This is a genomic window from Streptomyces beihaiensis (assembly GCF_026274175.1).
Taxonomy (GTDB): domain Bacteria; phylum Actinomycetota; class Actinomycetes; order Streptomycetales; family Streptomycetaceae; genus Streptomyces; species Streptomyces beihaiensis.
The window spans coordinates 19,764-33,637 of sequence record NZ_JAPHNL010000305.1 but is presented as its reverse complement, the minus strand read 5'-3'; the positions used below and the strand labels follow the sequence as shown (position 1 = coordinate 33,637).

Here is a 13,874-nt window from a genome sequence, read left to right as displayed (position 1 = left end):
CCTCAAGGGCGCTGGCCCGCTCCGTCTCCGCGGTGGCGTACCGGCGCAGCAGCGCCGCGTGCTCGCCGCGCAGTGCCGCGAGTTCGGCCCGCTTGGCCCGCAACTTGCCCTCAAGGCGGGTCCTGAGCTCCCTGGACTCCTCCAGGTCGCCCTCCAGCTCCGCCATGGCCTCCTCGTGCCGCCAGCGCGCGCCGGCCGCACCACGGGTCAACTCGGCGACCTGGCGGCCCGCGAGCCGGTCCCAGCGGCGCATCACGACGGCGCCGACCACCGCGGCGACCGCGGCGGCCGCCGTGATGCACCGCTGTATCAGAGGGTCGTCGGACAGCCAGGCGCCGCCCGCACAGACGAGTGGCACACCGGCGATCACCGAGGGGGGCAGCAGGCGGTGCAGGGGTGGGGAATGGCGGTGACGTCCACGTGGCATGGCCAGAAACTTACCGCGTGTAGACGATTCACGAAGCCCCACCCGGCAACATCCGGGCAGAAGTGAGACACAAAACGTCGAACTTCCCGCGACGGAAAGTCACTTAGCGCCACACTTCTCGATGTCTCGATGTCTCGATGTCTCAGCGTCTCAGCGTCTCAGCGTCTCGTTGTCTCGGTGTCTCGGTGTCTCGGTGTCTCGTTGTCTCGTTGTCTCGTTGTCTCACCAATCAAGATCACTTCTTGATCAGCCCCTTCGACCGCAGATACTCCTTCGCCACATCCGCCTCCTTCTGCCGCTCGGCGTCGACCTTGCGGTTCATCTCGACGAGGTCGGCCGTGGTCAGGGTCCGAGTCAGCTTCCCCAGGGCGTCGGCAATCCCCTTGCCGCCCGCGTCCTTCGCGTTCACAACCGGAATGACGTTGTCCGCGTTCTGCAGCTTCTTGTCGTCCTTGAGAAGCACGAGTCCGAAGTTCTTCAGTGTCGCGTCGGTGGTCGTGGTCAGCACCAACTGGTCCTGGCCGTTCTTCACGGCCTGCTTGGACTGCGTGGTCCCGACGCCCTTGGGATCGATCCCCTTCACCTTGATCCCGTACTTTTTCTCCAGACCTGGCGCGCAGAACGGCCGCTTCTCGCATTCGTCCCCGGCCGCGATCGTGACCTTCTGGCCCGACCTGCCGAGATCGGAAAGGGTCTTGAGGTTGTACTTCCCGGCGAAGTCCTTGCTCACCGCGAACGCGTTCTGGTCGACCGCGTCCCCCGGTGGCAGAACCTTCAGGCCCTCCGGCCCCGCGAGCTTGCGCAGCGCCGTGACCGTGGCCCCGACATCGCTGGAGGCGACGGGCTTGGCATCCGCCCCGTTCTTCTTCAGGTTGAGGAATTCCGCGAGTGTCGCCGCGTATTCGGGCACCACGTCGATCGCGCCCTTGGCGAGCTGCGGCTCGTAGATCTCGCGGTTCTTGACCGTCTTGACCGAGGCGTCATACCCGGCGTCGTCCAGCACCTGCCGGTAGAGCTCGCCGAGCACCTTGGCCTCGGTGAAGCTCGCGGCGCCGACGACGACCTTGCCCTTCCCGCCGCCGCCCGAACCACCCTTGTTCTCCAGGCTGTCGCCGCCGCACGCGGCGAGCCCCGCGGTCAGCGCTGCCACCGTCACGGCCGCCAGGGCCGCCCGACGCGTTCTGCTGTTCATCGCTCTTGCTCTCCCTAGTCACGGCTGCTTGGTGCGGCTGTTTGGTGCGGCTGTTTGGTACGACTGCTCGGACACGGCCGCTCAAGCACGGTCGCCGAGTCACTTCCGCGCGGCCACTCCGCTCGACGGCGCGGCTCGGCCATGCCGCTCGCTCACCCCGTCGGCTCACGCGCGGCCCCGCGAGGGGTCGAAGACCCGGGCGAGGACCACGAACACGCCCTCCACCACGAGCGCCAGCGCGGCCACCAGAACGGCACCGGCCACCACCTGCGGTGTGTTCTGCAGGTTGAACCCGGCCGTGATGATCCGGCCGAGCCCGCCCTCACCCGCCATCGCGGCGAGCGTCGCCGTCGCGATCACCTGCACCGCCGCCGAGCGCAGTCCGGTCATCACCAGCGGGTACGCCAACGGCAGCTCGACCCGCGCGAAGACCTGCCGACCGCTCATCCCCATGCCGCGCGCGGCCTCCACCACCGCCCGGTCGACCTCGCGCATCCCCACGTACGCGTTGGTGAGCAGCGGCGGCACCGCGAAGAGCACGAGGGCGATCAGTGTCGGCGCGTCCCCGCCGTGCCGGGCCAGCGGGGTGAGTGAGAGCAGGACGAGGACGGCGAGAGTCGGCACCGCACGGCCCACGTTGGAGATGTTGATCGCCAGCGCGCCGCCGCGGCCGGTGTGGCCGAGCCACAGGGCGAGCGGCAGCGCGATCACGCACGCCGCGCCCAGCGAGACGCCGCTGAAGTACAGATGCTCGGCGAGCCGGTGCCACACCCCCTTCTCGCCCTGCCAGTTGGCGCTCGTGCCCAGCCAGTCGTAGGCCCCCGATATCGCGTTCATGCCGCGCTCCCCGCCACGGGCCGGCGCCGCCCGCGTATTCGGGACTCCCCTGCGCCCGCCCTCGTCCAGGGCGTCAGCCTGCGCTGCAGGCCGAGCAGGAGCAGGTCGGCGGCGACCGCGAGCGCCACGCACAGCACCGACGCGGTCAGCACCTGCGCCTTGAAGTCGCTGTCGAGGCCGTCGACTATCAGGGTGCCGAGGCCGCCGTAGTCCACGATCGAGCCGACCGTCGTCAGCGCCACCGTGGAGACCGTCGCGATCCGCACGCCCGCGAGCAGGGCCGGGAGCGCCAGCGGCAGTTCGACCTCCCACAGCAGTCTCAACGGCCCGTACCCCATCCCGCGGGCGGCCTCCTTGACCTCTTCGGGCACGGCCTGCAGCCCGGCGAGGGTGTTGCGCACGAGGATCGTCAACGAGTACAGGACGAGACCGGTGATCACCAGCGCCGCCGACAGGCCGAACAGCGGCAGCAGCAGCGAGAACATCGCCAGCGACGGTATCGAGTACAACACCGTCGTCACCCCGAGCACCGGTCCGGCGAACGCGCGTCCGCGCCGCGCCAGCAGGGCCAGCGGCAAGGAGATCAGGACACCGATCGCCACCGACGCGGCCGTGATGCCGATGTGCTGGACCGTCGCGTCGATCAATTCATGGCTGCGGGTGCGGACATACTCCCCGCACACCCAGTCATTGGCCACCAGGCAGTTCCGCTCGCTCACCCCGCACCACCTCCCCCGTCTCCGCGAACATATGCCGATCCCGAAGTATGCAGACGACCCTAACGGCCCCCACCGACAACGAGGCAGAATGGCCCTCATGATCCGGTTCGAGCACGTCAGCAAGCGGTACGCGGACGGCACCACGGCCGTCGACGACCTGTCCTTCGAAGTGCGCGAGGGCGAACTGGTCACGCTCGTCGGCCCGTCGGGCTGCGGCAAGACCACGACGATGAAGATGGTGAACCGGCTCATCGAACCCACGGAGGGCCGGATACTCCTGGACGGCGACGACATATCCGGCATCGACCCGGTGCGCCTGCGCCGCCGCATCGGCTATGTCATCCAGCAGGTCGGCCTGTTCCCGCACAAGACCGTCCTCGACAACACCGCGACCGTGCCGCACCTGCTCGGCGTACGGCGTGCCGAGGCACGCGCGCGTGCGGCCGAACTCCTCGACCTGGTGGGCCTGGACCCGGCGACGTACGGCGACCGCTACCCCGAGCAGCTCTCCGGCGGGCAGCGCCAACGGGTCGGAGTGGCAAGGGCGTTGGCGGCCGATCCGCCGGTGCTGTTGATGGACGAGCCGTTCGGCGCGGTCGATCCGGTGGTCCGCGAGCACCTCCAGACCGAGTTCCTGCGCCTGCAGCAGACCCTGAACAAGACCGTCCTGTTCGTCACGCACGACATCGAGGAGGCCGTCCGCCTCGGCGACCGCATCGCCGTCTACGGGCAGGGCCGCGTCGAGCAGTTCGACACTCCCCCGGCGGTCCTCGGCGCGCCCGCCAACGACTACGTGGCGGACTTCGTCGGTGCCGACCGGGGCCTCAAGCGTCTCTCCGTGACCCCCATCGAGGAGGGCGACCTGGAGCAGCCGCCCGTCGTGCACCTCGACGACCCGCTGCCGCGCGAACTCGACGCGCGCTGGGCCGTGGTCCTGGACTCGACGAACAACCTGCACGGCTGGATCTCCGCCGAGCACGCGCGCACGGCCGTGCGCAAGGGCGACACCGTGCGCGACCACGCCCGTCGCATGGAGGCGTGGCTGCCCGTCGGCGCTCCGCTCAAGCAGGCGTTCGCGACGATGCTGCAGCACGACGCGGGCTGGATCGCCGTCATCGACGAGAACAGCGAGGGGCGTTTCCTGGGCGTCCTCACACCGTCCGGGCTGCACGAGGCGCTGCGCCGCTCCACGGCCGCCGACGCCCGCGACATCACGCGCGCGGAAGTGGAACTGGAGACGGTGAAGAGCCTGGTCGACTAGGCACTACCCAGTCGACCAGGTAGTGCCCACGGCGTGACAGCCGGCCGGTCGGGCCGCCGGCCGGTCAGGCGGTCGGTCAGGCGGCCGGTCAGGCGGTCAGCTTCTGGCTGAGCCACTGCAAGGTCGCGGGGATCTCCCGGCGCCACGTGTTGAAGTTGTGGCCACCGCTGTCCAGGATGATCGACGACACGCGCGTGGGCGACTTCACCTTCTTCATGAACGCGCGCGTGCTGACGTAATTGTGCTCGCCGTGCCTGCTGGTGGTGACCAGGAGTGAGGTCGCGGGCGGCGGCAGGTGTTCCAGGGACCACATGAGGTCCGCGCGGTTCCTGAGCTTCTTGTTCCCGTGGAACAGGTCGCCCGTCGTCGGGTCGATGGGCGCCTTGTAGTACGCGGAGAGGCCGGCCCCGGCGACGTACGTGCCCGGGTGGTGGATGGCCAGCTTCAGCGCGCAATAGCCGCCCGTGGAGTCGCCGACGATGCCCCAGCTGCCGCTGCTCCTGCCGATCCGGTAGTGCGACGCCATCACACCCGGCAGGTCCCTGGCGAAGAACGTCTCCGTCTGCGGGCCGCCCGGGATGTCCACGCACTCGGTGTCGCGCGGCGGCGCCACGGTGGGCCGCAGCATCACCAGGATCATCGGCTGCATCGTGCCCGCCCTGGCGAGCCGGTGGGCGGTCTGCGGGTAGTGCAGGCCCTTGATGAGCGCTTGGGCGGTCCCCGGGTAGCCGGTCAGGACCACGGCGGCCGGGAAGGTGCGGTGGGCGTACTGCGGCTGGAAGTACTCCGGCGGCAGATAGACGTACGCGGGTGTGGCGATGTGGGACACGGGCCCCACGACGTCGACCTTCTGGATCTGCCCGCCGACGGCGGCCCGCGCGCCGCCCGGCACGGTCACGTCCTGGAGGGCGACCACCTGGACGGGCCCCGCGCCACCGCCCCCGGCGGCCTGGTCGCTCACCACGCCCTGCTGCTGCTCCCGCCCGAACAGGTCGGCCCAACTGGCATAGAACCCGAACGCCTGGTTCGCCGCGAGCCCGACCGCCGCGAAGATCGCCAGCTGCGTGGCGAGGAGCATGCCGACGCGTCCGGCGACCGCGCGCCAGGAACGTTTCGCCAGCCGTGGCCAGAGCAGCACCGTGCCGATGAACAACGCCACGGCCAGCAGCAGCGCGAGCGCCAGCACCTTGTGGCTCGTCAGACCCATGGATCGTTTCCTGCCTCGAAGTTGACGGTCATATGACCGAAGGTGAGCACGTGAGCCGTTTCCTGACGCAGCACCACTCTTTGCGGTGGTTTTTCCGACAGGAGTGAACCCCGCTACCGCTCCGACCGTCCTAATGAGCGCAAAGTCGCTGGATGCCGCCTAAACGGCGCAGCGTTCATGTTTCTCGTGGAACTACGGAAATGCGATGTTCGTCAGGGAAGATGCGGAAAAAGCGAGAAGGGTTCCGGACCGGGTGCGCCGCATGGCGCACGGCCCGCGTCCCGAGGCCGTGCCGACACTGATCGCCAGGGCCTGCGCCCTGGTCGGTCTCCTCGACGTCGCGGCCGGAGTCTTCCCCCGCTTCAGACGCAGCTGGATGCACACCGTGGCCGAGGTGCTGCCCGGCACCCTCGGCCCGTACGCCGCGGCGCTCGCGCTCAGCAGCGGCGTCCTGCTGCTCCTGCTCGCGCACGGGCTGCGCCGCCGCAAGCGCCGCGCCTGGCGGGCGACCGTCGTGCTGCTCCCCCTGGGCGCCTGCTCTCAGTTCGCGTACCGGCACTCGTTCGCCGGTGTCGTCATCCCGCTGGCCCTGCTGTGGGTGCTGACCCGGCACCGCGGCGAGTTCGACGCGTTGCCCGACCCGCGCAGCCGCTGGCGCGCGCTCGCCAACTTCGTCGTCATGGGCGCCGGCTCGATCCTGCTGGGCCTCGCCATCGTCAGCGCCCACCCGGGCAAGGTGGTCGGCGACCCGAGCCTGGCCGACCGCCTCGAACACGTCCTGTACGGCCTCTTCGGCTTCGAGGGCCCCGTCGACTACACGGGGCCCACCTCGTACACCGTCGCCTTCTCCCTGGGCGCCCTGGGCCTGCTCACGGCCCTCACGACGACGTACCTCGCCTTCCGGCCCGAGCACCCGGCCGCCCGCCTGACCCAGGACGACGAGACGCGGCTGCGTGCGCTGCTGGCCGAGCACGGCGCTCGCGACTCCCTCGGCCACTTCGCGCTCCGCCGCGACAAGGGCGTGGTCTTCTCACCCAGCGGCAAGGCGGCCGTCTGCTACCGCGTGGTGTCCGGCGTGATGCTCGCCAGCGGCGACCCGGTCGGCGACGTGGAGGCATGGCCCGGCGCGATCGAGCGCTTCATGGACGAGGCGCGCGCCCACTCCTGGACCCCGGCCGTGATGGGCTGCTCGGAGACGGGCGGGCAGGTGTGGACCCGCGAGACCGGCCTCGACGCCCTGGAACTGGGTGACGAGGCGGTGGTCGACGTCGCGGATTTCTCCCTGGCCGGGCGCGCCATGCGCAATGTGCGCCAGATGGTGCGGCGCATCGAGCGAGCCGGCTACGAGACGCGGGTGCGGCGCGTCCGTGACATCGCCCCGGCCGAACTCGCCCGCATCCGCAGGGCCGCCGAGGACTGGCGCGGCACCGACACCGAGCGGGGCTTCTCCATGGCGCTCGGCCGCATCGGCGACGAGGCGGACGGCGACTGCCTGATCGCGACGGCCCACAAGTCCGACGAGCCCGCCCCGGACGGGGCGCAGACGGGCCAGGCGGCCCCGCACCCGGGCCCGTACGGCGATCTCAAGGCGGTGCTGCACTTCGTGCCGTGGGGGTCCGACGGCGCCTCGCTGGACCTGATGCGCCGCGACCGCGGCGCCGACCCGGGCATGAACGAGCTGCTCATCGTCGCCACCTTGCAGGCCGCCCCGAAGCTCGGCATCGCGCGCGTGTCGCTCAACTTCGCGATGTTCCGCTCCGCGCTCGCCCGCGGGGAGCGGCTCGGCGCGGGCCCCGTCCTGCGCGCCTGGCGCGGCCTGCTGGTCTTCTTGTCCCGCTGGTTCCAGATCGAGTCGCTGTACAAGTTCAACGCCAAGTTCCGGCCGCGCTGGGACCCGCGCTTCCTGGTCTACCGCTCGACGCAGGACCTGCCGCGGATCGGCTGGGCGGCCATGCAGGCGGAGGGCTTCGTCACCGTGCGCCTGCCGCGCGCCCTGCGGCGCCGGACATCCGGCCCGCGCCCCTGCGCCCACCAGCAGGAGCAGACGGTGCGGGCGGCGTAGCTGCCAGGCGGGGCGGCGGGGTGTTGCTCACGTGGGCGGCGGGGTGTTGCTCACGTGGTGGGGGTCGCGCCCTGCGGGTCGTCATCGTCGTCGTCATCCGGGAGCTTGCAGACACGCTCCAGGAACAGCGCCGCCGCCACCACGGCGATCCCGGCGAGGACCGAGAACCCCGCGTAGATCGCCTGGTCGCGGCGGGGCGGGACGTCCAGGTATCCCAGGAGGAAGACGCCCGTACCGCCGTACATGCCCGCGACCAGGGACGCGACCAGCGCGCTCGCCTGCCCGAAGACGACCGCGCGGGCCGCCACCATCGGGTCGACGCCCTTGGCGTCCGGCTGCCGCTCGCGCTGGGCGCGCAGCCGGGCGCGGATCGACAGGGCCGTCGCCATCAGGATGACCGCGATCACCGCGAGCACGATCGGCGCGGCCAGCGGCACGCGCGGCAGCGTCCCGAGCGAGTCCCACAGGCGGGCGCCCGCCCAGGAGAGCACTCCGGCGACCACGAAGACGCCGAACAGCGTCCTGACGCGCAGCTGCTTCATCCCGGCGGTCGCCCCTCACATCTGTCGCATCTGTTCAGCTCTGCCGTTAGAGCCTAACGACTACTCGGGCAGCCTGAGTTCCAGGTCGCCGCGCGGCGCGACACCGTCCCGGGTCACACCGTCGAGCAGCTCGGCGACGGGGCCGCGTCCCGGCACCTGCGCCTGCGGGTCCACGTCGCACCAGGGCGCCAGGACGAAGGCCCGCTCGTGGGCGCGCGGGTGCGGGAGCGTGAGGTGCGGGTCGTCGGAGATCACGTCCGCGTAGGCGACGATGTCGACGTCGAGGGTGCGCGGGCCCCAGCGCTCGTCCCGCACCCGCTGGAACGCCTCCTCGATGGCGTGGGCGCGCTCCAGGAGCGAGGAGGGCGGCAGGGTCGTCTTGAGCACCACCACCGCGTTGAAGTACGACGGCTGGCTGCCCGGCTCGACGCCCCACGGCTCCGTCTCGTAGACCGGCGAGACGGCTTTGACGCGGATGCCGGGGGTGTCCTCCAGGGCGTCCACGGCGCCCTGGAGCAGCTCCAGACGGTTGCCGAGATTCGAGCCGAGGGCGATCACGGCGCGCTGGGGGTTGGACAGGGTGCTGTCGGCGGCGTCCACCTGCGCCACCACCGCGTGCGGCACCGGCTGGACGGTCGGGTCGGACTGCGTGGGGTTCATACTCGGCTCCGGGTGATGGTGACGGTCACGTCGTCGAAGGGCACCGTGATGGGCGCCTGCGGCTTGTGGACGCAGACCTCGACCTCCTGGACGGCCTCGTGCTTCAGGCAGGTGGCGGCGATCCGCTCGGCGAGCGTCTCGATGAGGTCGACGGGCTCGCCCTGGACGACGGCCACGACCTCCTCCGCCACGATGCCGTAGTGCACCGTCTTCGCCAGGTCGTCACCGGCCGCCGCCGCTCGGGTGTCGACCCCGAGGACCAGGTCCACGACGAAGGTCTGGCCCTGCGCGCGTTCCTCCGGGAAGACGCCATGGTGCCCGCGGGCCTTCAGGCCGCGCAGCGCGACACGATCCACGCGAATCACTCCTGCAGTCGTCGGTAGCGGCCGGGGCACCGATGTGCGGTCGGTGTGCCGGCCTCGTTCGAATCTACCTGCGAGCACGGACATCCCCCGCCCGCGGGGGCTATGGACAGAACGGTTCGAGGCTGGTAGCCGCCCATACCCAGAGGGAGATGAGACCAATCACACGCCCGGCCACAGGGCCCGTTCGGCGGCGTCCGGCCACTCAGGCGGGTGACCCGCCGCCTTCCTCGTCACCCGGTCCGGCGCCGGGACCGCCGTGCGGTCCGCCGTCCGGTCCGCCGTCCGGTCCGCCGTCCATGTCGTCGGACTCGTCGTCCGTCTCCGCGAACACCGGGGAGGCGTGGTGCGACCACAGCTTCCAGCCGTCGCGGGTGCGCCGGAACACGTTGGTGGCGACCACGCGCTGGCCGACCAGCGGGCCCAGCTCCTCGCCGCCCGCGGGGGCCGGGCCGCCGCTGAGAATGTTCTCCGTGCAGGTCACCAGGGCGGTGTCGGCGACGACGCTGATGTGCACGTCGGTGAGGAAGAACTGGATGTACTCGGTGTTCGCCATGATCAGCGCGTACGAGCGCAGGACCTCGCCGCGCCCGGTCAGCGCGGGCCAGCCCGGGTGGACGCAGCTGATCGAGGTGTCCTCGATCTCGTCGGGGTCGGTGTCCTCGCCGTACGAGGAGTAGTCGGCGTCCTCCGGGGCGAGCCACAAGGAGGTCAGTTCCTCGAAGTCGCCGCGCTCCAGGGCCTCGTAGAAGGAGCGATTGGCCGCGTCCACGGCCTGGGTGTCGACGTCGGTCACCTGGCCCCTTCCACGGCGCGGGCGACCCGCACGGCGTCCGCGGTGGCCCGCACCTCGTGGACGCGCACCGCCCAGGCGCCGGTGTGCGCGGCGATCGCGGAGACGGCGGCCGTGGCGGCGTCGCGCTCGCGCGCCGGCGGCGGGGCGCCCTGGTCGCCCGCGAGGACGTGGCCGAGGAACCGCTTGCGGGAGGCCGCGACGAGCACCGGGTGGCCGAGCGCCCGCAGCCGGTCGAGGTGCGCGAGGAGGGCCAGGTCGTGCCCGGCGTCCTTGGAGAAGCCGAGACCCGGGTCGACGACTATGTGGTCCGGGGCTATGCCGCCCTCGACGACCGCCGCCACACGCGCGTGGAGCTCGTCGACGACCTCGGCGACCACGTCCTCGTAGACGCCGCGTACGTTGCCGCCCTCCAGGAAGCCGCGCCAGTGCATCACCACGAAGGGGGCTCCGGCGGCGGCGACGACCGGGACCATCGCCGGGTCGGCGAGGCCGCCGCTGACGTCGTTGACGAGCACGGCGCCCGCCGCGAGGGCCCGCTCGGCGACGCTGGCGCGCATGGTGTCCACGGAGCAGGTGACGCCCTCGGAGGCCAGGCCCCGCACGACGGGGACGACGCGCCTGAGCTCCTCCGCCTCGTCGACACGGGTCGCGCCGGGGCGGGTGGACTCGCCGCCGACGTCGACCAGGTCGGCGCCCTCGGCCACCAGGTCGAGGCCGTGTTTGACCGCGGCGGTCGTGTCGAACCAGCGGCCGCCGTCCGAGAAGGAGTCCGGTGTCACATTGACGACTCCCATGACCGCGCAGCGGTCCCAGACGGGAAGGCGGGCTACGTGGCCGCGGTGGACCTGCGACGTGCTCATGCCTCTAGCGTAGAGCCGCGCAGGTGTCCCTCTCACCGTCGGGAGGCACCCTCTCGCCGCCCGGCGGGCCTCTGACAGGTCCTAGCGGGCCATGATCAGACTCATGGCCTCCTGGCGGGTGGCGGGGTCGCGGAGCTGGCCGCGCACCGCCGAGGTGATGGTCTTGGCGCCGGGCTTGCGCACGCCCCGCATCGTCATGCACATGTGCTCGCACTCGATGACCACGATCACGCCACGCGGTTCGAGGATCTGCATCAGGGAGTCGGCGATCTGCGTGGTGAGTCGTTCCTGCACCTGCGGGCGCCGGGCGTACACGTCGACGAGGCGGGCCAGCTTCGACAGACCCGTGATCTTGCCGTCGGTGGACGGGATGTAGCCGACGTGCGCGAAGCCGACGAACGGGACGAGGTGGTGTTCACAGGAACTGAGGACCTCGATGTCCTTGACCAGCACCATCTCGTCGTGACCGAGGTCGAACGTCGTCGTCAGAACGTCCTCGGGCTGCTGCCACAGGCCCGCGAATATCTCCTTGTACGCGCGCGCCACCCGCCCCGGCGTCTCGCGCAGGCCCTCGCGGTCGGGGTCCTCGCCGACCGCGATGAGCAGCTCGCGCACGGCGTTCTCGGCCCGCTTCTCGTCGAACTCGCCGATCGAGCCCTCGCCGTCCAGCGTCACCGGGTCGGTCATCTGGTGCCTCTTCCTCGTCTCACCCGCGCCGCGCATGGTGCGCGTGCGCTCGCGGGGACGCAAAAGCCGCGTCCCCCACACCGTAAAGCGTGGGGGACGCGGCCTGCATTCCGGGGCCTGCCGGGACGACGCCGGGCACCGGGTGCCGAGCGCCGGGCGGCGTCAGCTCTCGGTCTGGTCGTCCTTCGCCATGTCGACCGGGGAGGACTCGATGGCGTTGGTCGCCGACCCGTTCGCCCCGTTCGTCAGGGACAGCTCCCGGGGGGAGAGCACCGGCGGTCGGGTCGAGGGGGTGCGGCGGGCGGAGCCGGTCCACGCGGGGCGGGCCGGGCGCTTGACGATCGGGGCGAAGATCTCGGCGATCTGCTCCTTGTTCAGCGTCTCCTTCTCCAGGAGGGCCAGAACCAGGTTGTCGAGGACGTCACGGTTCTCGACGAGGATCTCCCACGCCTCGTTGTGCGCGGTCTCGATGAGCTTCTTGACCTCTTCGTCGACGAGCGCGGCGACCTCTTCCGAGTAGTCGCGCTGGTGCGCCATCTCCCGGCCGAGGAACGGCTCGGTGTTGTCGCCGCCGAACTTGATCGCGCCGAGCCGCTCGGTCATGCCGTACTGCGTGACCATCGCGCGGGCCGTGGACGTGGCCTTCTCGATGTCGTTCGCGGCACCCGTCGTCGGGTCGTGGAAGACGAGCTCCTCCGCCGCGCGGCCGCCCAGCATGTAGGCGAGCTGGTCGAGCATCTCGTTGCGCGTGGTGGAGTACTTGTCCTCGTCCGGGAGCACCATCGTGTAGCCGAGGGCGCGGCCGCGGGAGAGGATCGTGATCTTGTGGACCGGGTCGGAGTTCGGTGAGGCCGCCGCGACCAGGGCGTGGCCGCCCTCGTGGTACGCGGTGATCTTCTTCTCCTTGTCCGACATGATCCGGGTCCGCTTCTGCGGGCCCGCGACCACACGGTCGATCGCCTCGTCGAGCATCTGGTTGTCGATCAGCTTCTTGTCCGAGCGGGCCGTCAGGAGCGCGGCCTCGTTCAGGACGTTGGACAGATCGGCACCCGTGAAGCCCGGGGTGCGGCGCGCGACGGCCGACAGGTCGACGTCGGGCGCGACCGGCTTGCCCTTCTGGTGAACCTTGAGGATCTCCAGACGGCCCTGCATGTCCGGGCGGTCGACCGCGATCTGCCGGTCGAAGCGGCCGGGCCGCAGGAGAGCCGGGTCGAGGATGTCGGGCCGGTTGGTCGCGGCGATGAGGATCACGCCGCCCTTGACGTCGAAGCCGTCCATCTCGACGAGCAGCTGGTTGAGCGTCTGCTCGCGCTCGTCGTGACCGCCGCCGAGGCCGGCGCCGCGGTGGCGGCCGACCGCGTCGATCTCGTCGACGAAGACGATCGCCGGGGCGTTGGCCTTGGCCTGCTCGAACAGGTCGCGGACACGGGAGGCGCCGACACCGACGAACATCTCGACGAAGTCGGAACCCGAGATCGAGTAGAACGGCACCCCGGCCTCACCGGCGACGGCGCGCGCGAGGAGCGTCTTACCGGTACCGGGCGGGCCGTACAGCAGCACGCCCTTGGGGATCTTGGCGCCGACGGCCTGGAACTTGGCCGGCTCCTGCAGGAACTCCTTGATCTCGTGGAGCTCCTCGACGGCCTCGTCCGAGCCCGCGACGTCGGAGAACGTCGTCTTGGGGGTGTCCTTGGTGATCAGCTTGGCCTTCGACTTCCCGAAGTTCATCACCCGGGAGCCGCCGCCCTGCATCTGGTTCATCAGGAACAGGAAGACGACGACGATCAGGACGAAGGGCAGCAGCGACAGCAGGATGCCCACGAAGGGGTTCTGCTTCGACGGGGAGACGGTGTACCCGTCGGGGATCTGCTTGCTCTCGTACTTGGCCTGCAGATCCTTGGCCACGTCGACGCCCTGGTCGCCGATGTAGCTCGCCTGGATCTTGCTGGAGCCCTGGACCTTCTGGCCGGACTTCAGCTGGACCTTGATGGTGTTCTCGTCACCGGTGGTGACCTTGGCTTGCTGGACCTTGTTCTGGTCGATGGCCTGAATGACCTGGCCGGTGTCCACCGTCTTGTAGCCACCGGACGAGCCGACGACCTGCATCAACACGACCACGGCAAGGACGGCCAGCACGATCCACATGACCGGCCCACGGAAGTATCGCTTCACGTCCATCCATACGGAGCGGTGCCGCCCCGTCCCTCCTGCCATAGTGAGTTTGATAAGGCTGTTTGAAGCTTTGAAGCTGGAAGCTTTTGA

Annotated in this window: 13 protein-coding genes and 1 pseudogene; 2 read left to right on the top strand and 12 right to left on the bottom strand. The window is 70.5% G+C overall.

Translation table 11 applies throughout. The features are described 5' to 3' along the window. From OFY01_RS26590 to OFY01_RS26575, 4 genes and pseudogenes are all read right to left on the bottom strand, one after another. Window positions 1-427, bottom strand: a pseudogene (locus OFY01_RS26590) (hypothetical protein); the annotation flags it as partial. Between the two features lie 235 nt (window positions 428-662). After that, entirely contained in the window at window positions 663-1,619 is a 957-nt protein-coding gene (locus tag OFY01_RS26585) for an ABC transporter substrate-binding protein (protein ID WP_266604040.1), read from the bottom strand. A 165-nt stretch (window positions 1,620-1,784) separates the two neighbouring features. Further along, window positions 1,785-2,456 carry an ABC transporter permease gene (locus tag OFY01_RS26580; RefSeq protein ID WP_266604038.1) on the bottom strand — a complete coding sequence of 224 codons (672 nt, stop codon included), beginning with the start codon at window positions 2,454-2,456 and terminating at the stop codon, window positions 1,785-1,787. After that, entirely contained in the window at window positions 2,453-3,175 is a 723-nt protein-coding gene (locus OFY01_RS26575; protein ID WP_266604036.1) for an ABC transporter permease, read from the bottom strand. Before OFY01_RS26575 ends, OFY01_RS26580 begins: the two co-directional genes overlap by 4 nt. 97 nt (window positions 3,176-3,272) lie before the next feature. Here OFY01_RS26575 and OFY01_RS26570 point away from each other — a divergent pair, with 97 nt between their 5' ends. Beyond that, window positions 3,273-4,436, top strand: coding sequence for an ABC transporter ATP-binding protein (locus OFY01_RS26570; RefSeq protein ID WP_266604034.1), 1,164 nt, complete (start codon window positions 3,273-3,275; stop codon window positions 4,434-4,436). An 88-nt stretch (window positions 4,437-4,524) separates the two neighbouring features. On the opposite strand, the gene OFY01_RS26565 is transcribed toward OFY01_RS26570, so the two are convergent. Beyond that, a complete protein-coding gene (locus OFY01_RS26565; RefSeq protein WP_266604032.1) occupies window positions 4,525-5,643 on the bottom strand; it encodes an alpha/beta hydrolase in 1,119 nt (372 codons plus the stop codon). 262 nt (window positions 5,644-5,905) lie between these two features. Between OFY01_RS26565 and OFY01_RS26560 the strand changes: the two genes are divergently transcribed. Beyond that, window positions 5,906-7,705: a phosphatidylglycerol lysyltransferase domain-containing protein gene (locus OFY01_RS26560; protein ID WP_266604030.1), complete on the top strand. Its 1,800-nt coding sequence runs from the start codon at window positions 5,906-5,908 to the stop codon at window positions 7,703-7,705. A 50-nt stretch (window positions 7,706-7,755) separates the two neighbouring features. On the opposite strand, the gene OFY01_RS26555 is transcribed toward OFY01_RS26560, so the two are convergent. The 7 genes from OFY01_RS26555 to ftsH all read right to left on the bottom strand — a co-directional run bounded on the left by OFY01_RS26555 (window position 7,756) and on the right by ftsH (window position 13,790). Continuing rightward, window positions 7,756-8,247, bottom strand: a complete 492-nt coding sequence (locus tag OFY01_RS26555) for a DUF3180 domain-containing protein (protein ID WP_266604028.1) — start codon at window positions 8,245-8,247, stop codon at window positions 7,756-7,758. Window positions 8,248-8,307: 60 nt separating this feature from the next. Further along, window positions 8,308-8,907 (bottom strand): 2-amino-4-hydroxy-6-hydroxymethyldihydropteridine diphosphokinase, encoded by a 600-nt coding sequence (folK, locus tag OFY01_RS26550; RefSeq protein WP_266604026.1) that lies wholly within the window; start codon window positions 8,905-8,907, stop codon window positions 8,308-8,310. After that, the gene (folB, locus tag OFY01_RS26545) at window positions 8,904-9,263 is read right to left on the bottom strand and encodes a dihydroneopterin aldolase (RefSeq protein WP_266604025.1); all 360 of its coding nucleotides are present in this window, start codon (window positions 9,261-9,263) and stop codon (window positions 8,904-8,906) included. Before folB ends, folK begins: the two co-directional genes overlap by 4 nt. 211 nt (window positions 9,264-9,474) lie before the next feature. Continuing rightward, a complete protein-coding gene (locus OFY01_RS26540) occupies window positions 9,475-10,065 on the bottom strand; it encodes a nuclear transport factor 2 family protein (protein ID WP_266604024.1) in 591 nt (196 codons plus the stop codon). Next, complete coding sequence (gene folP, locus OFY01_RS26535) at window positions 10,062-10,925, bottom strand: dihydropteroate synthase (protein WP_266604023.1); 864 nt, start codon at window positions 10,923-10,925, stop codon at window positions 10,062-10,064. Before folP ends, OFY01_RS26540 begins: the two co-directional genes overlap by 4 nt. 81 nt (window positions 10,926-11,006) lie before the next feature. After that, the gene (gene folE, locus OFY01_RS26530; protein WP_266604022.1) at window positions 11,007-11,612 is read right to left on the bottom strand and encodes a GTP cyclohydrolase I FolE; all 606 of its coding nucleotides are present in this window, start codon (window positions 11,610-11,612) and stop codon (window positions 11,007-11,009) included. 162 nt (window positions 11,613-11,774) lie between these two features. Beyond that, entirely contained in the window at window positions 11,775-13,790 is a 2,016-nt protein-coding gene (gene ftsH / locus OFY01_RS26525) for an ATP-dependent zinc metalloprotease FtsH (RefSeq protein ID WP_266604042.1), read from the bottom strand. Between the last annotated feature and the right edge of the window lie 84 nt (window positions 13,791-13,874).

Bases quoted from the DNA above. Each gene is read 5' to 3' on its own strand.
- OFY01_RS26555 (WP_266604028.1), bottom strand. From the start codon at position 8,247: ATGAAGCAGCTGCGCGTCAGGACGCTGTTCGGCGTCTTCGTGGTCGCC.
- OFY01_RS26585 (WP_266604040.1), bottom strand. From the start codon at position 1,619: ATGAACAGCAGAACGCGTCGGGCGGCCCTGGCGGCCGTGACGGTGGCA.
- ftsH (WP_266604042.1), bottom strand. From the start codon at position 13,790: ATGGACGTGAAGCGATACTTCCGTGGGCCGGTCATGTGGATCGTGCTG.
- OFY01_RS26570 (WP_266604034.1), top strand. From the start codon at position 3,273: ATGATCCGGTTCGAGCACGTCAGCAAGCGGTACGCGGACGGCACCACG.
- OFY01_RS26580 (WP_266604038.1), bottom strand. From the start codon at position 2,456: ATGAACGCGATATCGGGGGCCTACGACTGGCTGGGCACGAGCGCCAAC.
- folE (WP_266604022.1), bottom strand. From the start codon at position 11,612: ATGACCGACCCGGTGACGCTGGACGGCGAGGGCTCGATCGGCGAGTTC.
- OFY01_RS26565 (WP_266604032.1), bottom strand. From the start codon at position 5,643: ATGGGTCTGACGAGCCACAAGGTGCTGGCGCTCGCGCTGCTGCTGGCC.
- folK (WP_266604026.1), bottom strand. From the start codon at position 8,907: ATGAACCCCACGCAGTCCGACCCGACCGTCCAGCCGGTGCCGCACGCG.
- OFY01_RS26560 (WP_266604030.1), top strand. From the start codon at position 5,906: ATGGCGCACGGCCCGCGTCCCGAGGCCGTGCCGACACTGATCGCCAGG.
- folP (WP_266604023.1), bottom strand. From the start codon at position 10,925: ATGAGCACGTCGCAGGTCCACCGCGGCCACGTAGCCCGCCTTCCCGTC.